Here is a 21,117-nt window from a genome sequence, read left to right as displayed (position 1 = left end):
CCAGACGGCCCTGGATGGTCGGTAGCACCATCTAGGGATGAAATAAGCACAACATGCGGCTTCCGTTCTTCTACGGCTGGGTCGTGGTCGCGGTGACCTTCGTGACCATGGCGATCGGCGTCAACGCGCGCACCGCGTTTTCGCTGTTCTTTCCTCCCATCATCTCGGAATTCGGCTGGGAACGCGGCGTCACTGCCGGCGCGTTCTCCTTCGGCTTCGTCGTGTCGGGCATCGTCAGCCCGCTGATCGGGCGCCTGATGGATCGCGCCGGCCCGCGCGCGGTGATGGAGCTCGGTGTTGTGCTGATGGGCGGCGGACTGCTGCTCGCGCCACTCACCAGCACGCCCTGGCATCTCTACGTGACCATCGGCGTCATGGTCGGCGCCGGCTCGGTGTGTCTCGGCTATTCCGGCCAGTCGCTGTTCCTGCCGAACTGGTTCATCCGCAAGCGCGGCTTCGCCATCGGGATTGCATTTGCCGGCGTCGGCATCGGCTCGGTGACGCTGCTGCCCTGGGTGCAGCACATGATCGAAGAGACCGGCTGGCGCACCGCCTGTACCGCGATGGGACTGCTCATCCTCGTCGTGCTGGCGCCGATCAATCTGTTCCTCCACAAGCGGCCCGAAGACATCGGCCTCCAGCCGGACGGCGATGCCACGCCGGCGGCGGGCGCGGCGACAGCGGTCTCCAACATCGTCGATCCCGTCTGGGTCGGCACCGACTGGACGCTCAAGCGGGCGGTTGCGACCGCGCGCTTCTGGTGGATCGCGCTCGGCTATTTCAGCGGCCTGTACATCTGGTACGCGGTGCAAGTGCACCAGACCAAATTCCTGCTCGACATCGGCTTCAGCCCCGGTGTCGCGGTGTGGGCGCTCGGCATCGTCAGCCTGCTCGGCATTCCCGGCCAGATCCTGCTCGGCCATGTCTCCGACCGGATCGGGCGGGAATGGGTGTGGGCGATCAGCTGCGCAGGCTTTGCGATCTGTTTCGCGGCGCTGATGGCGCTGAAATTCCAGCCGTCGCTGTGGCTGGTCTATGTCATGGTGTTCGCGCAAGGCGCGCTCGGCTACGGCCTCACCTCGATCATGGGCGCGGTGGTGTTCGAGATCTTCCAGGGCAGGCACCAGGGCAGCATTTTTGGAACGATCATGCTGGCCGCCCTGGCCGGCGGCGCGGCGGGTCCCTGGCTCACGGGTTTCCTCTATGATCGCACCGGCGACTACACGCTCGCCTTCGCCATCGCCATGGTCGTGAGCGGACTGTCGGCGCTCGCGGTCTGGCAGGCCGCTCCACGCAAGGTGCGGGCGGTGGCCGGCCGGCTGCACAAGCTCAAGCCCACGAGCGCGGCCGAATAGGTTCCGAACGCATCGAATTGCTTTCGCAGCTTTCGCGAGCCGTTAAGCATGTTGCCTCTTGGCCGGACGCGACCCGGTTGCAAAAACGTCTTGGACACCATCGCGGCGCTAGCGTCGGCCCCCCTTGCCATCTTCCCGATGCATCCGGGTCCAACGATGTCTGCCGTCGATTGTCCCATGACAGAAATTCCGGACGTGCTGCTGGCTGCGCTCGACTGCGCCGACGGCGGTATCGTCATCGTCGACAGCGCGCGTCGCATCACGCATTTCAATGCCGGTGCAGAGCGGATCTGGAAACTCGCGCGCGCCGAGGCGCTCGGCCGCGACGCCGAACTTCTCACGCTCAAATGCCTTCAGGCCGATCCGGTCGCGGAGTTCCGCGACGAGATCAGCCTCGTGCGGCGCGACGGCACCCGGATCCGGGCGGCGATCTCGCTTTCATCCGTCACGCGTGGCGGCGTCAGCCATCACGTCGTGTTCGCGCGTGACGTCACCGCGGAGGCCGAGCGCCGCGTCAGGATCGGGCTTCTCCACGCCGTCTCCGACCAGACCAACCGCGCGGTGCTCATCACCGACACGGAGCAGAACATTGTCTACGTCAATTCCACCTTCGCGACGCTGTTTGGCTACACCAGCGAGGAGGCCGAGGGCCGCCGCGCCGGCGCGCTGATCGCCGGCCGCCACACCGATCGGAAGGCCGTCGCGAAGCTCGTCAAGCGCCTGATGACCGGCGGCCGCCGCGGCGAAATCGAGACGCTGGTCTACAACAAGGACGGCGAGGAGATCTGGGTCTGCGCCCGTATCGACGTCTTCCGCGACAAGAAGGGCCGTGCCAGGCACATCTTCGCGCTGCTCGAGGACATCACCGAGACCAGGCAACTGCGCTCGCTCCAGCAGCTCATCATGAGTGCGCTGGCCGACGAGGTTCCGATCACCGATATCGCCGACAGGCTGTGCCGCCGGGTTGAGGAGATCGCGCCCGACGTGGTTTGTTCGTTGCTTCACGTCGATGCCGCGGGCCTCGTCCACCCGCTCGGCGGCCCCAGCCTGCCCGAGGACTATTCGCGTGCGCTGGACGGCATCGCGATCGGTCCGAATGTCGGATCCTGCGGCACCGCGGCCTTCTACGGTGAACCGGTGCTGGCCGAAGATCTCGATACCGATCCGCGCTGGCAGCCCTACAAGACGCGTCCGCTCGAAGTGGGCCTGCGCGCCTGCTGGTCGACACCGATCAAGGCCAAGGACGGCCGGGTCATCGCCACCTTCGCTTTCTATTTCCGTGAAACGCGCGCGCCGAGCGCCTGGCACCGCCGCATCGTCAATGCCTGCGTCGACCTCGGCGCCTTCGCGATCGAGCGCAAGGAAGCGCGGGCCGAGATCGCGCGGCTCGCCTATCACGACATTCTCACCGGGCTGCCGAACCGCGCGCAGCTGCGGCACCTGATCAACACGGCCATCGATGCCTGCCCGACCGGCAGCCACGTCGCGCTGGCCTTCCTCGACGTCGATCATTTCAAGGACGTCAACGACACGTTCGGCCACGCCGCCGGCGATGAGCTGCTGATCCAGCTCGCGCAGCGCCTGCGCGAGCAGATTGGCCCTGAGGACATGCTGGGACGGCTCGGCGGCGACGAGTTCGTCATCCTGCTGCCGCAGCGCAATGCCGAGAGCGCCGAGCGCGTCGCGGCCGGGGTCGCGGAGGCGCTCGCCGCGCCGCTGCGGCTTGGCTCCAGGCAGCTGCAGATGTCGGCAAGCATCGGCATCAGCCTCTATCCCGACCATGCGACCGACATCGACACCTTGATGCAGCAGGCGGACGCGGCCATGTACATGGCCAAGCAGGCCGGCCGCTCCACCCATCGCATCTTCAGCGCCGAAATGAACGGGCTCACCGAGCAGCGCCTGGCGCTGATTGCCGCGCTGCGGCGCGCCATCGCCGAGGGCGCGCTGACCCTCAGCTACCAGCCGCAGATCCGCAGTTGCGACGGTGCCGTCCACGGCGTCGAGGCATTGGCGCGCTGGCATGATGCCGTGCTCGGCGACGTCTCGCCGGCGAAGTTCATCCCGCTCGCTGAGGAGTGCGGCCTGATCGAGCAGATCGGCCTGTGGTCGGTGCGTGAGGCCTGCCGGCAGATGGCGGACTGGCGCCGCGCCGGGCTGGGCATTCCCAGCGTGTCGGTGAACCTGTCGCCGATCAATTTCCGCAACGTCACGCTGGCGGCGCGGCTCAAGGACATTCTCGCCGAATACGATCTGCCGCCGGACGCGCTGATGCTCGAGATCACTGAGGGCACGTTCATGCGGGACAGCGTCGCCGCGCTGGAGACGATGAACGCGATCCGCGAGCTCGGCGTCGGGCTTTCCGTGGACGATTTCGGCACCGGCTATTCCAGCCTCAGCCGGCTCGCGCATCTGCCGATCCGCGAGCTGAAGATCGACCGCAGTTTCATGCGCGACATCGAGAGAGACGCGGGCGCGCTCGCGGTCGCTACCGCCGTGGTGCGCGTCGGACAGGGCCTCGGCATGACCGTCGTCGCCGAAGGCGTCGAGACCGAAGGCCAGCGCAGGACGCTGGCCGAGCTCGGCTGCGACGTCGTCCAGGGCTTCCTCTACGCGCCCGCGCTGCCGCCGGTCGCATTCGAGCTCTGGCTGATCGAGCACTGCGCCGAGCAGGCGAGGGCGATGCTGGGGCGGCTCGATGTTACGCCGTCCGGTCGCGACGTGGTGAAGCGGTCGGCGTAGTCGGCTCCAGGGCATTCGCGCACAATCTGGCAGTCATCCCTTTCAACGGGTAGCTCCAACCCCGGCTGATGATCGGCTGGTCGGATTTTTGTTTCTGGATATTACTGATTGCCGATTGGCAATATCGAGCAACCGGAGCGGCGCCCTGCCAAATGCTCCGCGCCAGCTCCCGTTCCTACCACCGCGCAACCGGGCAAATCCAACTGCCAGGGCGAACTCAGGACTGGATGGGACTCGGGGCAACGTCACCTCGGGTCCGCCAAAAGCACGGAAAGCCACCATGACCTCGATTTCTGCGCTCTCCTCCCATCACCACCGCTCATCACCGTTGCAACAATTACAAGACGAACTGCAAACGGAAGTCGATTCCGGCGCGATCGATGCGTCGGATCAGTCGGCGCTGTCGGCCGCGCTCAGCAGCATCGGCTCCGCGTTGCAGTCAACCGGCGCAAGCGATCAATCCGGCGGCGGGACATCTTCGCCTGACGCCTTCGCGTCGAAGATTAATGGCCTCATCCAGCAGCAAGTGTCGGCCGGCAAGTTGACGGACGAGCAGGCCACCGAGCTGCAAGGAATTTTCAAGGCGGCGCTCTCGCACGGACCGCACGGAGCGGGTGGACCGCCGCCGGACGGGCCACCGCCATCCGGCGAGCCTCCCTCGGTCAACGGCACGGACGACTCGTCAAGCGGCAATTCGACGGCGGAGCTGCTGCAGCAGTTTCTCCAGCAGTTGAAAAGCTCGCTTGCGGACTCGACCTATAGCGCGACGAAAGCAGGCGATACGACCAATGCGAACGATCCGTCGTTGTCCGGCGTCCTGATCAACGATCGGATCTGATATCGGCGGCGCGCCGCGCTGACTCGGTTCGCCGCATCGAAACCAGGGCCCGCCATGAATGCGCGCCCTGGTCTCACGTTGGCTCAGCGAGCGATCAGTAATCCCAGAACACCGGCACCCAGCGAAAGGCATCGCCGGCGACCGCCACATGGCCGACGGACGGGAACGGCATGTGGGTTGCCACCAGCATCTCGCCGCTCGCGGCAATCTCTCGCAACAGACCGACCCGAACGCGCGCCGCCTCCTCGGGGTCGTGTTCGAAACCGTTGTGCCAGTCGGGTTGATCGAACCCGACGGCAAACACGGCGTCGCCGGCGAATGTCAGCCCGTCCCCGCCGGATGCCACGCGAACCACGCTGTGTCCGGGGGTGTGACCGCCGGTGCGACGAACGACGACGCCCGGCGCAACCTCGTGCTGCTCATCGAACTGCCGCAGCTGACTTCCGTACTCCTTGACGAACCGCTTAGCGGTCGCCCGAAGCGCGTCCGGGAAGCCCGGCGGCATCGCGGTGTGGGAGAAATCGGGCGCCTCCCAGAATTTGACCTCGGCGGCCGCCACGTGGATCCGCAGGTCTTTGCGCAGCCGCTCCTTCACCCCGTCGACGAGCAGTCCGCCAATGTGATCCATGTGCAAGTGGGTCAGCACCAGATCGGTCACGGACGAAAGATCGATGCCGGCGGCTTCCAGTCGCTTGATCAACTGGCCGGCGCGCGGCAAGTGCAGATCCGGGTCTGACCCCAGTCCAGCATCGATCAGGATGGTCTTGTCGCCGCTGCGGACCACGACCGCATTCAGCGCCCAGTCGAAAGCGTCCTGCGGGAGGAACATGTCGTGCAGCCAGGTCGCCCGGACGGCCGGGTCGGCATTGTGCGCCAGCATCGTGGTTGGCAGCGGCAGCACGCCGTCGCTGACCACCAGCACGTCGATTTCGCCGACCTTCAGCGCGTAGCGCGATGGAACGAGCTCTTCCGGCTTCGATGTCGCGGGGTATGAGGTGTTGTGCAGGTTCATGTTGGTCTCCTGTTTCAAGGTAGGGCTCCCGGCTGGCCTTGGTTGAGCAGGCCGCGCAGCCAGGGAGGTGCGGCCGTGATCGTTTCGTGCTTCTAGAGGCTCGTCACACGTTCCGGATCGGCCGACGCGAGCGCTGCGGCACGCTCGGCGCAGGGCGGGTAGATCCAGACCGTGTTGATCTCCTGCTTGGTCTTCTTGGCGACGTCGCCGACCATCTCGACCTTGCGCTCCCAGCCGCGCGTGAACAGCGCGCCGGCTTCGCCGAGATCGAGGCAGGTGACGTAGGCCTTCTGGTGATACGGCCTGGTCGGGACGCGCAGGAGTTCAGCGGCGGCATTGTTGCCGGCAAAGGCGCCCATCCGCGTGGCGTGCTGGCACGACATCAGCGCGTAATTGCCCTCGTCGTCGCATGCGGCCCGCGCGGCATCGCCGGTGGCGAAGACACCGGCGATGCCGGGCACGCGCAGATCGCGGTCCACCAGCAGCCGGCCGAAATTGTCGCGCTCGGCGGGAATCTGCGCTGTCAGGGGCGCGGCGCGAATACCGGCTGCCCAGACCACCGTCTCGGTTTCGATGTGTTCGCCGGTCGACAGCGTCACGCCGGATTTGTCGAGCGAGGCAACGCCGGTGCCGAGCCTTGTCTCCACGCCGAGCTTGCGCAGCGCTTGCTCGATGACCGGGCGGGAGCCTTCGCCCATGTCGGGAGCGATTGCGCCGTTGCGCTCGACGATGATCACGCGCGTCCTGGCGTTTTGGCCGAAGATGGCGCGCAGGCGCGCGGGCAGCTCGGTCGCCGCCTCGATACCGGTGAAGCCGCCGCCGGCGACCACGACCGTGTCGCGTCCATTGACGGCCGGCCGGTCGGCGAGGCCATGCAGATGCTTGTCGAGAGCAACCGCATCGTCGAGCGAGTCGACGCTGAAGCCGTGCTCGGCAAGGCCGGGAATATTGGGTCGGAAGAGGCGGCTGCCGGTGGCGATCACCAGGCGGTCATAGGACAGGGTCTTGCGCGTGCCTTTGGGAGTCGAGATCTGCACCGTCAGCGCCTCGGTGTTGACGGTCTCGGCGCTCCCCTGGATGTAGTCGACGTCGATCGCCTTGAGGACATCGAGCAGCGGCGCCGTCAGGGTTTCCGGCTTCGGCTCATAGAGCCGAGGGCGGACCACCAGCGTCGGCTCCGGTGCGATCAGCGCGATCTCGAGCTCTTCCGGCGAGACGCCCTGAATGTCGCGCAGGCGGGCGGCGGAGAGGGCGGCGTACATGCCGGCGAAGCCGGCGCCAATGATGAGCAGTCGCATGTGGTTCACTCCTGGATTTGGTTCTGGGTTTGTTGGTTCGAAACGCGCGCCATCGCCGCCGCTCGATGCGAGCAGTGCCTGTTGCGAGCGATGATGACGCGAAGAGGTGAGACGGAGACCGCCTGGTCCTTACGGCGCGGTGCAGTTGGGCAGCGAGGACAGCAGCGCAGGGCCTTCACATCCTGCGCGGCAGCTTCGCGGGCCCGATGGCCAGCCGCGCAGGGCGACCGGCAGCGCAGGTTTGTTGGTCCAGCCCCGATCGATCAGGATCGACGTCGAGACCTTGGCGTTCTGCGCGGCTTGTGGCGGCGCCTCTTCGGCCGTCGGCGAGGTGAAACGCACGGTCAGCGAAAGCCCGTACATGAGCGCCGTCGAGACCGCCTTCCGTCGTGGCGCGATTGCTAGCCGTTTCCTGTCCATCGTTTGTCTCCGTCCCCATGATGTGACGTTGCGATGTTTAGCCAACCGGATCGTCGACTGCGCCAGAGCGATTGCCGTCCCTGTCGAGAGATTGCTGCTAACCCACGCGCCTGCGCCAATCGCCCGGCGCCTAGCCGGTTAGCGGCGCGGAGGCCCGGCGTATTTCCCGAAGCGGCAATGCCTTGTCCGATCCTGCGGCAATCAGGCGCACGTTTTCAAAAACGCACGATTGGGGCGGGCGGCGAGTTGTCGGAGAATTCAACGCCGGTCGGATGACGGTCCGGTCGTGGGCCTGATATCGGCGATCCAGGCTAGGCCGTGGCCAACGCAGCGAGCGAGGTGCCAGTAAGTAGGAAATTGCGGCGGCTCGACGAAGATAAGCCGGAATTTGCGATAACCTTTTTGCCGTTGCGGTCGCTTTCCATTTCGGCGCTCCTTCCGATCCTGCCCGTGTGGGCTTTGGTAAGCACCTAATATTGCCCCTTCACACAAGCTCGTCCCCTCCAACTGAAACGTCAACATTCAAATGACGCACGCACGCGCCCTTTCAATCGCGAACGTCTGCGTTGTGTCATTCGCGACCGAAATGGGTAACTCAATCTATCTTCACTACCGGCGCAGGCCGCCATTCCCCGGTTTTGACGATCTCTTTCGGCACGTAGGTACGGAACGTCAGCGAGAACGGCTTGCCTTCAGGCGTAGGCAGCCAATTGGACTCCGGAACACCAGCGACTGGCGTCGGGCCAAGCGTGATTTTCAGGGACCCGTCCGGCTCCTTCTGAAGCGGCGAGTAATTGTTGAAGTTGAACCGGTTCAGCGCGTTCGGCACTACGCGGTAGTCCGGCACGCCGACAAGAATGACGGACCAGAAGGCGTCGATGACGTTCTCCGGCAGTTTGTTGGCGGGAAAGTGAATCACGTAGCTGTTCGAGCCGTTCAAGGTCTGCTCCCCGGAGTTCCGCGTTGCTATGAAATAGATCACCTCATCGCTCGTGTTGGCCCAGATGCCCGCATAATTGGCGACGGTGCGAAGCAGATAGTCCGCGCCATAGTTCCCGGCTCGGCCCCCGCCGACCCAGTGATCGCGATAGGGAGCGCTTTTGGTGAACGTGTATTCGATGAACTCCGGGACGGTCTTGCGAATGCGGGCATCGACAGCAGCGTGAGCCTCCGGACTCGACGCAGCGTAGGCCGCCACAGCGCGGACCTTCTGCTGCATCTGGGCCGCATTGGGCGCCACGTCGAGTGCGCTCGCCAACTTGGCGTCGGCATCGTCGAAGATTTCGACGCCGATCAAATCCCTGTTCCCGAACATCGGGACCGACGGCGGGTCCTTGAGCTTCGGCGAACCGGCCGCCGTTGCCTTGAAGCCATGTTGTAGTTTCGTCGCGCCGTCCTTGTCGCCCTTGATCTCCACGCGGCCAAGCAGCTTCGCCTTGGCCGAATGCAGGTCAATGCGCGTCGCGTCCGCCGGTATCTTCGGGTTTGAATTAGGATACACCAGCGCAAACTTTCCGAACGGTTTGGACGGGAACATGCGCTCGTTGATATTGGCTATGACTTCACCCCATTCGTCGAGAATTTGCGCGGTGTAGTAGCGCCCCTCGATCTCCGGCACTTCGAAAATGACCGGCGCATCGGGATCGACGGCGAACCAAGCCTCGATATATGCAGTGTCTAGGTTCGGATTGACCCAGTCCGCCTCTCCAATCGGGTCGTACTTCATCGCGTTGTAGGCAAAGCCTACCGCGCCGCGATCCATGTGTTCCTGACGGATGACCAGCACCCGGCCGAGCAAATAGATGTATGCATCAGAGATTGCCGCGTCGTCCGGCACAGCCACCCGTGTTGGCCCCTGCGCGGATGCGGAGGCCGTCAACAGCGCGAAACACAGAGCAAGAAGCGAGACTAACTTCGACTTGGGCAGTCTTGTCATTGCCTTCTCCCTCTTTCCGTTTTGGTCACTCCTCCAGGCATTCCAGACGTCGACCTCGAATTGATCGCAAATTCCCAGCTGAATTTAAACTCAAAAACGTAAGTCGTACCCCTTCACAGCTGCCGAAACAGGGATAGCATTGTCTGGCTAGGCCAGTGGACGTTCGCGTCGGTGAGTTAGGGAGGCATCGATGAAGAGGATAGCTTTCGCGATCTTCACTTCGGTCTGCTTGGCGGCATCAGTGCAGACGCAACCTTCCGTCGACACCGTCCCCGTCACCGCCGACAACTTCACGCGCGCCGAGACTGACAGCTATTTTGCCAATATCGTCAAAAACGCTGACGGCGTTGGTAAGTTTTTTCATCGGCGCGAGATTGAGCCAGTCGACAATCAGATTGTCATTCGTGGCAACCGCGACACGGTGTACTCGGCAGCGGTGTTCGACCTTGATGCGGGACCGGTAACGGTCACGCTCCCAAATGCCGATAATCGCTTCATGTCGCTGATTGTGATTGATCAGGACCAATACACTCCGGCCGTCTATTACGGCGGGAGCCACAGTTTCGACCGCCAGCAAATCGGCACGCGCTATCTGATGCTGGCGTTGCGCACCTTTGTTGATCCAAGTGACCCCGAGGACCTGAAGAAGGTTCATGCCCTGCAGGATGCCGTGAAAATCTCGCAGCCGAGCCCCGGCACCTTCGAAATACCCAAATGGGATCCCGCCACGCACAAGAAGGTGAAGGACGCGCTTCTGGTGCTTTACGCAACAGTGCCTGATCAAAATCGCATGTTCGGTACCAAGGCGCAGGTTGATCCGGTGCGTCGCTTGATCGGAAGCGCTGGCGGCTGGGCGGAAATCCCGATAGCGAGGCCAAATACCTCAACGTCAATCCGAGCCAAAACGATGGCAAGACGGTCTACAAGCTCACCGTCAAAGACGCCGTTCACGTTGATGGTTTCTGGTCAGTCACCCTTTACAATGCGGACGGCCGCTTTCAGAAAAACGAACACGACGCCTATTCGGTCAACAATCTGACAGGGAAGAGAAGCGCAGAAGGATCGATTGTCATTCAATTCGGCGGCTGCGACGGCATAATCCCGAACTGCCTTCCGACGATGCCAGGCTGGAACTATATGGTGCGGCTCTATCGCCCCCGTCCTGAGATACTGAACGGAAGGTGGAAATTTCCAGAGGCACAGCCGGTGAGCTAGGCGGGAGGCAATTATGGGGCATGTTCGAAATCGAAACCCCATGTTGATGGGAAGTCCATGCGTGCTTGCGCTCCTTGCTCATCCGCGAAGCGCCTCCGCCGAACTCAGCGATTACGAATGGACCGCCATCAAGCCGATGCTGCCAAACAAGCCACGCGGCGTTCGGCGCGTAAATGACCGTCGCGTTCGCAGCCAACTATCTGGCGTTCGTCAAACTCGCGTCAATCCGAATTTGGCTGCGTGCTAATGAGTCCGCGTCCTAGTTCGACGACAATCCCGTCCTGCGCCTGAGATCCGTGATCGCGCGCAGAAAACTGTCGGCCGGCGTCGTCTCCGGATCGATCAGGCGGTGCAGGCGAAAGCCGTCTTCCAGCGCCAGCACGACGGAGGCCATCCACGGCGGATTCAGCGTGTCGTTCCTGCCGTTGCTCTTCAACGTAGCCTCGACGATGTCGGCGACCAGCTTGCGCCGCGCGCGCAGCCGCTTGGCAAGCTCCGGGCGGCGCTTCTCGGCGCGCGCGACGAACAGGATCATCTCCATGTGCAGGAGGGGCGAGCGGCCGAGCGGGTCTTGCCGGCTGCGATCCATCGTCTTCAGCGCCGCGATGAAATCGTCGAGATTGTCGTGCTGCGCGAGGATGTCGAGGTTGCGCCGGATCGACTGCTCGACATGATCCTCGAGCATGGCGATGATCAATTCATCCTTGCTCTTGAAGTTGGAATAGAACGCGCCGCGGGTGAAGCCCGCGGCGGCCGCGATCGCCTCGATGCTGGCGCCGCCGATGCCGTCCGCCTCGAACACGCGCGCGGCTGCCTCGAACAGTTTGTCGCGCGTGTCGTCCCTGGTCGGCCTGGTTCTCAGCCTTGACATCGGCGCAGGTTAGGGCAGAATGCAACTCGATACAACAATGTATCGAGTTTATAATCCTGGGGATGGTTACGCCGCGCGCAAGGGGACTGCCGGCGTATTCGTGTCATGCGGCAACCGATTGAGGTCACCATGAACGAGCAAGTGCAACCCGCAGGCGGACCGCTGTTCAATCCGCTGTCGCCGGACTTCATCCGCGATCCCTATCCGCATTACGACCGGCTGCGCACGATCGAGCCGATCCATGTGACGCCGTTCGGGCAGTTCGTCGCCAGCCGCCACGCCGACGTCAGCTTGGTGATGCGCGACAAGCGCTTCGGCAAGGACTTTGTCGAGCGCTCCAAGCGCCGCTACAGCCCTGCCATCATGGACGAGCCGGTATTCCGCAGCATGAGCCACTGGATGCTGCAATCCGATCCGCCCGACCACACCCGCCTGCGCGGCCTCGTCGTGAAAGCCTTCACCGCCCGCCGCGTCGAGGACATGCGGCCGCGGATCCAGGAGATCGTCGACCAGGCCATCGATGCCGTGATCGAGCGCGGCCACATGGACCTGATCGAGGATTTCGCCTTCCGCCTGCCTGTCACCATCATCTGCGACATGCTCGGCATCCCCGAGGACCATCGCGAGACCTTCTACAACAGCTCGCGCGATGGCGGGCGACTGCTCGATCCCGTGCCGCTCACGCCGGAGGAGATCGCGAAGGGCAACGCCGGCAACATGATGGCGCAGATGTATTTCCAGCAGCTGTTCGAGCTGCGCCGCCGCAATCCCGGCGACGATCTCACCACCCAGCTGGTGCAGGCCGAGGAAGACGGCCACAAGCTCACCAACGAGGAATTGACCGCCAACATCATCCTGCTGTTCGGCGCCGGCCACGAGACCACCGTCAATCTGATCGGAAACGGCCTGCTCGCGCTGCATCGCAATCCGGATCAGCTCGCGCTCCTGAAGGCGCGGCCCGAGTTGATGGTCAACGCGATCGAGGAATTCTTGCGCTACGATTCCTCGGTGCAGATGACCGGACGCGTGGCGCTGGAGGACATCGCGGATCTCGGCGGAAAGAGCATCCCAAAGGGCGAGACCGTGCTGTGCCTGCTCGGCTCGGCCAACCGCGATCCGGCGGTCTACCCTGATCGCCCCGACAGGCTCGACGTCACCAGGCCCAACGTCAAGCCCCTGTCGTTCGGCGGCGGCATCCATTTCTGCCTGGGCGCCCAATTGGCGCGCATCGAGGCCGAAATCGCCATCGCGACGCTGTTGCGGCGGCTGCCGGATCTGCGCATCGACGACGTCGAGAACCCGGAATGGCGCCCGACCTTCGTGCTGCGCGGCCTGAAACGCCTGCCGGCAAGCTGGTGATGGCCGGCGGCGCTGCATCTGCGAGCGCCGGTCCTCATCCTGAGGAGGCTGCAAAGCAGCCGTCTCGAAGGATGGCCGCGGGAGCGGGGGCCTCTATGGTTCGAGACGGCGCTTAGCGCGCCTCCTCACCATGAGGGTCTCCCGCCAGTGTTAACCTCCGCGCGCAACAGTCGCTGTGACTTCGCCACACTTCCCTTTATATAAGGGGCTGTTCCGGCGCGCCTGAGGCCCTCAGGTTTGGCCCGGGCCGGTTTGGCCGAGGGGAGACCCGTGCAGACGACGCTGCTCGGATTGGCGATTGCCTTCATCATTGCGCTGCTGACCGCGCTGATCGGGCCTTACTTCATCGACTGGAACCAGTTCAGGCCCCAGTTCGAGGCGGAGGCGGGCACGATCATGGGCGTGCCGGTGCGGGTGGCGGGCGAGCTGGATGCGCGGCTGCTGCCGGCGCCGACGCTGCGGCTGCGCTCGGTCACCTTCGGCGGCAACAACGATCTCGGCCGCCTGCGCGCCGACAAGCTCGACGTCGAGTTCAGCCTGAGCTCGCTGATGCGCGGCGAATGGCGCGCCACCGAGCTGACCGTCAACGGCATGGCGGTGGATCTCGGCCTGGATGCCAAGGGACGGGTCGATTTGCCGTCCACCGCGAGCGGCACCTTCAACCTGGCCTCGCTTGCGATCGAACGGCTGAACCTCACCGGCCGCATCGCCCTGCACGATGCCGCCAGCCGCTCGACGCTGGAATTGAACGACATCACCTTTTTCGGCGACGTGCGCTCGCTGGCCGGCTCGGTCCGTGGCGACGGCAGTTTCACCGCCACCGGGGTGCGCTATCCGTTCCGCGTCTCCTCCGGCCCGAGCGCCGACGGCAGCGCCACCCGTCTCCACCTCAACATCGATCCCGGCGAGCGTGCGATCTTGGCCGACCTCGAAGGCGTGCTCGCCTTCGACAACCGCCTGCCGAAATTCGACGGCGCACTGACGCTCGCTGTGCCCCCGGTCAAGAAGGCGGGCACGGCGGGGCCGACACCCTGGAAGCTCACGGCAAAGCTCAAAGCCGATCCGGCCGGCGCCAAATTCGATCAGATCGATGCGAGCTTTGGCGCCGAGGACAATGCACTCAAGTTTGGTGGTGTCGGCGATGTCAGGTTCGGCGCCTCGCCGCTGCTGCGCGCGGTGCTGTCGGCGCGCCAGGTCGATGCCGACAAGCTGGCGGGCAAGGACGATGCCGAGCCGCAGCGCGTCCTGCCGGCCCTACGCGCGGGCCTTGCGGCGATCCCGCAGGCGCCGATACCGGCGCAGATCGAGTTCAACTCCGACCAGATCATGCTGGGCGGGCGTCCGCTCCAGAACATCACGGCGGAGCTTCAGACCGACGGAAGGTCCTGGACTTTCCAGCGGCTCGAGCTGCGCGCGCCCGGCATGACGCAGCTCTCGCTCAACGGCGCAACGCCCGGCGCCGACAGCTTCAGCGGCCGTCTCAGCGTCGAGTCGTCCGATCCCGATACGCTGGTGGCCTGGCTCCAGGGCCGCAGCGAGATCAACCGCCGCAGCACGCGGCCGCTGCGCCTTGCCGGCGACGTGACCATCGCCGCCAACCATCTCGCCGTCGACAGGCTGAAGGCCGAGATCGAGGGCGGCGCGGTGGAGGGCCGCATCGCCTTCGTCCAGACCGGCGCGAGCAAGGGCTCGCGAATCGACGCCGAGCTCAAGGCCGACCGTCTCGACCTCGATGCCGCCGCAAGCTTCGTGCGCGCGCTCGCGGGGCCGCATGGCGAATGGCCGGAGGAAGCCAAGCTTGCGCTCGATGTCGGCCGCGCGATGTCGGCCGGACAGGAGCTGCGGCCGTTCACGGCGAAACTCGGCTACGGCCCGGCGGCGCTGTCGCTGGAGCAGTTGCGCTTCGGCCAGGCGAGCGGGGTGACCACCGAAGCGAGCGGCAGCTTCGACCGCGTTCATGCCACCGGCAAGCTCGCGCTGAAATCCTCGGCCAATTCGCTGCGTGAACTCACCGCGCTGCTCGAGCCGATCGCGCCTTCGGTGCGCGCACGGTTCGACGCCCTCCCGTCATTGCCCGGCGCGACGCGGCTGAAGCTCGACCTCAGCCTCGACAAGAACGCCGACCATGCCGATCGCAGCGACGCGCGCGCCGTGCTCGATCTCGATGCGCCGCAGCTCAAGGCCACAGCGACGCTGGCCGGGCAGACGCCGGTGGCGGCGGTCAACGGCATCGACATCGACCGCTTGCGCAACAGCGACTTCACGCTGGACGCGAAAATATCGACGCCGAAGGCGGGCGCATTGCTGGCGCTGCTGGGCCTCGATCGCGTCGTCGCCGCGGGCGAGGGCGCCTCGCAGTTCGAAGGCCGGTTGAGCGGCGCCTGGCGCCGGCCATTGCAATTGAACGCAAAGCTCAGTGGCGGCGGACTGGATGCGGATGCGCAAGGCAGCATCGAATTGTCGGACCCCAGTTCGTCCCAGCCGAAGGCCAGCGTGAATTTGCGCGTGCGCAATGCCAATCTGGCGCCGCTGTTCGGGACCAGTCCAACCGACAGATCGGTGCAGAGCGTCAACCTGTCCTCGCGCGTCGGCCTCTCCGGCAACCGCCTGACCTTCGACGATCTCGACAGCAGCGCGGCCGGCTCGCATCTGCGCGGGCATCTCGCGGTGACGCTCGATCAGGAGAAGAGCGTCGATGGCGAAATCGGCCTCGACGCGCTCGATCTTGCGCCCGCGTTCGCGATGGCCATCGGCGCCGCCGGACATGATGCCGGCGATCCCCTGAGTGCGGGGCTGCTCGGCGGCTGGCGCGGCCGCATCGCCTTCCAGGCTTTGCGCGGCACCTTGCCTGACGGCATCGAGCTGCGCCCGGTCGGCGGCACGATCCGGAGCGACGGCCAGTCGCTCGCGCTCGACGCGCTCAAGGGCGGTGTGGGCGGCGGTGAGATGTCGGCGAGCTTCGACGCGCGCAATGGCGCCAATGGCGTTGCGCTGAACGCGCGTATCGAGCTCCGCAATGTCGATGCGGCGGCGCTGCGCTACCGCGATCTCGCATTGCCCAAGGGACGCGCCTCGGTGCAGATGGCCCTGACCAGCCAGGGCCGCAGCGTTGCGGCGTTGACCGGTGCGCTCGCCGGCAATGGCACGGTGACGCTCGAGGCTGCGGAAATCAGCGGCCTCAATCCGCGCGCCTTCGAGATCGCCATCCGCGCCAGCGACGGCGGCCAGGTCGCCGACGACAACAGGCTGCGGCAGCTCGTCGAACCCGCGCTGTCGGCAGGTCCGATCGCGGTCGCCTCGGCGCAGATCCCGTTCACGATCCGGGACGGGCGCCTGCGCGTCGGTGCGACACCGCTGGAAGCAAAGAACGCCCGCGCCATTGTCTCCGGCGGCTACGACATTCCCGCCGACCAGGCCGACATCCGCGCCAGCCTGACGCCGATCATGACCGGGCTTTCCGGCGCGCCGCCGGAGATCCAGTTGTTCGCGGCAGGTCCCCCTGACAAGCTCAACCGCACCGTCGATCTCGCGCCGCTGTCGTCCTGGCTCGCGGTGCGCACGATCGATCGCGAGACGCGCCGGCTGGATGCGATCGAGCGCGGCGAGCCGCCGCCGGCGACTGCGGCGCTGCCGACGCTGGTCTCGCCCGATCCGGTGCCCGAGCCGTCGCTGACCGACGTGCCGTTGCCCGGCCGCGATCCGCGCCGCGCGCCGCCGAAGGCAAAGGCCGCGCCGACGCCGAAGGCGCCGCAGGCAGCGCCTGCGGTGCCAAGTCCTCCACTTACAAGCCCGCCGCTCGCGAGCCAGCAGATCGCCCCGCTGCCGCCGCCGATCGAGGTGAGGCCGGCGCCAGGCCCGCCGCCCGCAAAACCCAAGCCGAAGCCGCCGCTGGTGCTGACGCCGTCGAATCCGTGAGGCGGCGGGCAATTTCGTCGTGGCCATCCTTCGAGACGCCCGGCTTCGGCGGGCCCTCAGGATGAGGTCTCGTTTCGCGGTGAGATACTGAACCCTCATGGTGAGGAGCGCCGCCGTACGGCGCGTCTCGAACCATGCGAGTTCGCAGCTGCCTTTATCGGGCGCCGCGGCGAACGCCTTGCCCGCCGGTAAACCCATTCCCGCGCATTTTAACGAATTTTGCTCGGCAAAACTGATCTGCCGACTTTACTGGATTCTCGCGTTTGATCTCTAGTGTCGGTTCCCAGAGGAATTCGGCGTCCTGCCAGCACAAGCAGGATGGCTAACCAAGAACTGGGGTAACGAGATGAACGGGGCGAAATCGCTTCTGCAGGATCTGGACGACGCGATCGCGCGCGGCACCGACGAGAGCCGGGCGAAGGCGTTGTGGCATGCGACCGACATCCTGATCACCGGCCGCTACAGCGACGACGAGATCAGCATGTTCGGCGAGGTCATCGGGCGGCTCGCCGACGAGATCGAGGTCGCCGCGCGGGCGCAGCTCTCCGAGCTGATGTCGGCCTGCGACCACGCTCCGCTCAATGTCATCGAAAAGCTCGCCCTCGACGACGAGATCGACGTGGCCGGTCCCGTGCTGCGCGACTCCAGCCGTATCGACGAGAAGATGCTGGTCCAGAGCGCCATGACCAAGGGCCAGGCGCATCTGCTTGCGATCGCCCAGCGCAAGTCGATCGGCGAAGCCGTCACCGACGTGCTGGTCAAGCGCGGCGACCAGGCGGTCGTGACCTCCGTCGCAAGGAACGAGGGCGCGCGCTTCTCGGGCTCGGGCCTGCTGCACATGGTCCGGCGCGCGGAGGGCGACTCGATCCTCGCCGAGCAACTCGGCCTGCGCAAGGACGTGCCGCGCCACATCTTCCAGCAGCTCATTTCCAAGGCGTCGGAAGACGTCCGCCGCCGCCTCGAGCACGAGCGGCCCGAGATGATGGCGCAGATCCAGAGCTCGGTGACCGACGTCACCGGCGATCTCCAGTCCAAGTTCGGTCCGTCCTCGCGCAGCTATTTCGTCGCCAAGCGCGTGGTGACGACGCAGTACCGCCAGGGCAACCTCAACCAGGACTCGATCTCGAACTATGCGCGCCAGCACCGTTTCGACGAGGTGCAGATCGGCCTGTCGCTGCTGTCGTCGCTTCCGGTCGACGTGATCGAGCGCGCGATGATGGACCGCAATCGCGAGATACTTCTGGTGCTGTGCAAGGCGCTCGACTTCTCGTGGGACACGACCATGTCGCTGCTGTTCCTCGGCGCCAAGGATCATCTGATCACGGCGCGCGAGCTTCATGACAGCGAGCGCGAGTTCGGCAAGCTCAAGATCGAGACGTCGCGCAGCATTCTGAAGTTCTACCAGTCGCGCAAGACCGGCGCGGGTGCCGATACGGGCCGTCAGCCCGAACTCCAGGTGCACTGAGCCAGAGGGGAGTATTTGCAATGTTGCCTCAATTCGGCACCGCAATTCGCAAGAACAAGAGCCTGCCCGTCGATGCCGGCGGTTCGGCTCCCGAGAAGGCTTCCGTCGACGCCGCCTGGCTCGTGCTCGAAGCCGCCAACGATCTCGGCGATCACGCCGCGATCGCGGCCTGCCGCCGCGTCATCGACGCCGAGCTCAACGGCACGGTTGCCGGCAGCGCGGATATCGATCTCGTGCTCGGGTATTTCAGGTAGCGACGATCACCCGCGTCTAGTGCGCCATCGCGATTTCGCCGGACACATGCTCGCGCCTTGCATCGATGCGTAGCAGCACGACAACGACTGCGCCCACCAGCGCGCAACCCGCCAGCAACAGAAGACCCGCGGTAAAACTGCCGGTTAAATCCTTCAGGTAGCCCATTGCGTAAGGACCGGCGAAACCGGAAAGATTTCCAAGCGAGTTGATCGCGGCGATGCCGGCGGCAGCCGATGCTCCCGTTAGAAAGCTCGCCGGCAGCGGCCAAAACATCGGGGGGACCGCGGAGACGCCGATCTGCGCGAAGCAAAGCAATGCCATGACAAGGACGGAGTTGGAAACGAGACCTGCCACTCCGATTCCCACCGCTGCCATCAACAGTGCCGCGGCGACGTGACCCTTTCGTTCCATGGTCCGATCGGAATGACGACCAAGCAGCACCATTCCCGCGGCCCCGAAAATAAAGGGCAGCGCTGCGAGCAAGCCGGTCTGGGTATCGCTGACGCCAAAACCCTTGATGATGGTTGGCAGGAAGAACGCCACGCCGTAACTTGCAGCATTCAGGCAGAAGTACACCAGAGCGCACAACAAAATGCGGTAATCGGTGAGCGCCTGACCCAATGACAGGTGTTCGACCTTCTCCTTGTTCCGCTTCTCGGTGGCCTGCACGTCTTCCAGCCAGGCAATCTCGTCTTGTTGCAGCCAGCGGGCCTGGCGCGGAAAATCCGTCAGATAGAGCAGGACGCAGATGCCTACCACGACCGACGGCAGCGCCTCGAGAATGAACAGCCACTGCCAGCCTTCCAATCCCCAACCGGTCACGCCGAGCAGAAGCCCGGAGATGGGCGATCCGATGATGGACGAAATCGGGATCGCCAGCATGAACAGGCTGATGACCCGAGCCCGGTAAACCGCCGGGAACCACAGGGTCAGATAGAAGATGATGCCCGGAAAGAATCCCGCCTCGCAGGCGCCGAGCAGCAACCGAAGAGAGTAGAAGACGCCCGTCGTCGGTATTCCCGTTGCTGCCGATATCGATGGGATGAATGCGAAGGCCGCCGAGACGATTCCCCATGTAATCATGATGCGGGCGATCCAGACGCGCGCGCCGACTCGTTCCAGGAAGATGTTGGAGGGGACTTCAAACAGGAAATACCCGACGAAGAACAAGCCCGCGCCCAGTCCGAACGCTGCTTCACTTAAACCCAGCGCCTGGTTCATGTGCAGCTTGGCAAAGCCGACATTGACGCGGTCAAGATAGGCCACGAAATAGCAGACGATCAGGAACGGTATAAGCCGCCACATAACCTTGCCAATGACACGCTTCTCGACGTCTTGCATGGCAAGGCCTCCCGTTTGATCACCGGAACCCGCTCAACATCCGGGCAGCGTTGCGAAACAATGACGGGTGCGAACGATGAGTGCAAACGGCATTTTGACGTTCAAGCCAAAGTGACAGTCGTGCTGTCATGCTCGAAGCTGGACGAGGGACGAAGCGCGCGACACGCTCCATCTAACGCTCGGGGGGCGGCTGAGGCATCGGCCGCCCCGCCATGATGATCGCGAACATCATCTTATTTTGCGATCGCAGTCATGGCCAGCTTCTCAACCTCCTGTTGGACGAACACGAAGCGCCGGAATGTCTACGCGTTCGCGCCGCCGTCGACGGTCAAGGTCGAGCCGGTGATGTATTTTGCCTTCGGGCTCGCCAGGAATGCCACGGCATTCGCGATGTCATCCGTCGCACCATACCGGCCCAGCGCCATGAACTGCTTCAATGTCTCGGCGGTCGGGCCGTGCGCTGGATTCATGTCGGTGTCGATCGAGCCCGGTGCCACGAGGTTGACCGTGACGTCCCTCGGGCCAAGCTCCCGCGCCAGCGCCTTGGTGAATGCGGTTAGCGCCGACTTCGACGCCGCGTACACGCCGAGCGCCGGCGAGGGCACGCGGTCCGCAAAATAGCTGCCGATGGTGATGATGCGGCCGCCCTTGCCAAGGTGCGGCAGCGCGGCCTTGCTCGCGGCGATCGGCGAACGCACGTTGACGTTCAGCATCGCGTCGATGTCGGCGAGCGAGATGTCGTTGAGGCCGCCCAATCGCAGAATGCCGGCATTGTTGACCAGGATGTCGAGCCCGCCCAATGCGGCGACGGTCTTGTCGACCGAGGCCTGAACGGCAGCGACATCGGCGCTGTCGGCCTGGATCGCTACGGCTTTCCGGCCCGTCGCCTTGATCGCGTCCACGACCTTGGCGGCGCTCTCCGCCGACTTCTCGTAAGTAATCGCGACATCGGCACCTTCCGCGGCGAGCGCCTTCGCGATGGCCGCACCGATACCCCTGCTTGCGCCCGTCACCAGGGCCCGTTTTCCTGCCAGCGTCATGTGATCTCTCCAATTCTGTAATGATCGACACAGAATATGTGGAGTCTTGATTGCC

Annotated in this window: 15 protein-coding genes and 2 pseudogenes; 10 read left to right on the top strand and 7 right to left on the bottom strand. The window is 64.7% G+C overall.

Annotated elements, in window-relative coordinates; all coding sequences use genetic code 11:
* The first annotated feature begins 53 nt into the window (after positions 1-53).
* The 3 genes from AC1DW2_RS07445 (at position 54) to AC1DW2_RS07435 (ending at position 4,935) form a co-directional block, all read left to right on the top strand.
* Positions 54-1,355 (top strand): MFS transporter, encoded by a 1,302-nt coding sequence (locus tag AC1DW2_RS07445; protein ID WP_477005596.1) that lies wholly within the window; start codon positions 54-56, stop codon positions 1,353-1,355.
* A 156-nt stretch (positions 1,356-1,511) separates the two neighbouring features.
* A complete protein-coding gene (locus tag AC1DW2_RS07440) occupies positions 1,512-4,097 on the top strand; it encodes an EAL domain-containing protein (protein WP_477005595.1) in 2,586 nt (861 codons plus the stop codon).
* A gap of 280 nt (positions 4,098-4,377) precedes the next feature.
* A complete protein-coding gene (locus AC1DW2_RS07435; protein ID WP_477005594.1) occupies positions 4,378-4,935 on the top strand; it encodes a hypothetical protein in 558 nt (185 codons plus the stop codon).
* 94 nt (positions 4,936-5,029) lie between these two features.
* Here the strand turns inward: AC1DW2_RS07435 and AC1DW2_RS07430 are convergent, their stop codons facing one another.
* The 4 genes from AC1DW2_RS07430 to AC1DW2_RS07415 form a co-directional block, all read right to left on the bottom strand.
* Positions 5,030-5,947 carry an MBL fold metallo-hydrolase gene (locus AC1DW2_RS07430; protein WP_041953298.1) on the bottom strand — a complete coding sequence of 306 codons (918 nt, stop codon included), beginning with the start codon at positions 5,945-5,947 and terminating at the stop codon, positions 5,030-5,032.
* A gap of 92 nt (positions 5,948-6,039) precedes the next feature.
* On the bottom strand, positions 6,040-7,245 hold the full coding sequence (locus tag AC1DW2_RS07425) for an NAD(P)/FAD-dependent oxidoreductase (protein WP_477005593.1): 1,206 nt from the start codon (positions 7,243-7,245) through the stop codon (positions 6,040-6,042).
* A 129-nt stretch (positions 7,246-7,374) separates the two neighbouring features.
* Entirely contained in the window at positions 7,375-7,665 is a 291-nt protein-coding gene (locus AC1DW2_RS07420; RefSeq protein ID WP_231143084.1) for a hypothetical protein, read from the bottom strand.
* A 595-nt stretch (positions 7,666-8,260) separates the two neighbouring features.
* Positions 8,261-9,601, bottom strand: a complete 1,341-nt coding sequence (locus tag AC1DW2_RS07415) for a DUF1214 domain-containing protein (RefSeq protein WP_477005592.1) — start codon at positions 9,599-9,601, stop codon at positions 8,261-8,263.
* Positions 9,602-9,791: 190 nt separating this feature from the next.
* Here AC1DW2_RS07415 and AC1DW2_RS07410 point away from each other — a divergent pair.
* The 3 genes and pseudogenes from AC1DW2_RS07410 to AC1DW2_RS07400 all read left to right on the top strand — a co-directional run.
* Positions 9,792-10,067, top strand: a pseudogene (locus tag AC1DW2_RS07410) (DUF1254 domain-containing protein); the annotation flags it as partial.
* A 383-nt stretch (positions 10,068-10,450) separates the two neighbouring features.
* Positions 10,451-10,816: a DUF1214 domain-containing protein gene (locus tag AC1DW2_RS07405; RefSeq protein WP_477005617.1), complete on the top strand. Its 366-nt coding sequence runs from the start codon at positions 10,451-10,453 to the stop codon at positions 10,814-10,816.
* Positions 10,817-10,862: 46 nt separating this feature from the next.
* Positions 10,863-11,003 (top strand): annotated as a pseudogene (locus AC1DW2_RS07400) (transposase); the annotation flags it as partial.
* Positions 11,004-11,075: 72 nt separating this feature from the next.
* Here the strand turns inward: AC1DW2_RS07400 and AC1DW2_RS07395 are convergent.
* A complete protein-coding gene (locus AC1DW2_RS07395; protein ID WP_166101723.1) occupies positions 11,076-11,687 on the bottom strand; it encodes a TetR/AcrR family transcriptional regulator in 612 nt (203 codons plus the stop codon).
* A gap of 129 nt (positions 11,688-11,816) precedes the next feature.
* Here AC1DW2_RS07395 and AC1DW2_RS07390 point away from each other — a divergent pair, with 129 nt between their 5' ends.
* From AC1DW2_RS07390 to AC1DW2_RS07375, 4 genes are all read left to right on the top strand, one after another.
* Positions 11,817-13,046, top strand: coding sequence for a cytochrome P450 (locus tag AC1DW2_RS07390; protein WP_477005591.1), 1,230 nt, complete (start codon positions 11,817-11,819; stop codon positions 13,044-13,046).
* Positions 13,047-13,316: 270 nt separating this feature from the next.
* The gene (locus tag AC1DW2_RS07385; protein ID WP_477005590.1) at positions 13,317-16,961 is read left to right on the top strand and encodes an AsmA family protein; all 3,645 of its coding nucleotides are present in this window, start codon (positions 13,317-13,319) and stop codon (positions 16,959-16,961) included.
* Positions 16,962-17,307: 346 nt separating this feature from the next.
* On the top strand, positions 17,308-18,426 hold the full coding sequence (locus AC1DW2_RS07380; RefSeq protein WP_354178276.1) for a DUF2336 domain-containing protein: 1,119 nt from the start codon (positions 17,308-17,310) through the stop codon (positions 18,424-18,426).
* A 20-nt stretch (positions 18,427-18,446) separates the two neighbouring features.
* Entirely contained in the window at positions 18,447-18,680 is a 234-nt protein-coding gene (locus AC1DW2_RS07375; protein WP_063981598.1) for a hypothetical protein, read from the top strand.
* 16 nt (positions 18,681-18,696) lie between these two features.
* Here AC1DW2_RS07375 and AC1DW2_RS07370 read toward each other — a convergent pair whose 3' ends face one another.
* Both AC1DW2_RS07370 and AC1DW2_RS07365 read right to left on the bottom strand, forming a co-directional pair.
* On the bottom strand, positions 18,697-20,022 hold the full coding sequence (locus AC1DW2_RS07370; RefSeq protein WP_477005589.1) for an MFS transporter: 1,326 nt from the start codon (positions 20,020-20,022) through the stop codon (positions 18,697-18,699).
* Positions 20,023-20,324: 302 nt separating this feature from the next.
* The gene (locus tag AC1DW2_RS07365; protein ID WP_477005588.1) at positions 20,325-21,062 is read right to left on the bottom strand and encodes a 3-oxoacyl-ACP reductase family protein; all 738 of its coding nucleotides are present in this window, start codon (positions 21,060-21,062) and stop codon (positions 20,325-20,327) included.
* Positions 21,063-21,117 lie beyond the last annotated feature (55 nt).

The sequence above is a fragment of the Bradyrhizobium sp. P3_C3 genome (assembly GCF_056402655.1).
The sequence above is the reverse complement of the archived record's forward strand: the minus strand, read 5'-3'. Positions and strand labels throughout refer to the sequence as shown.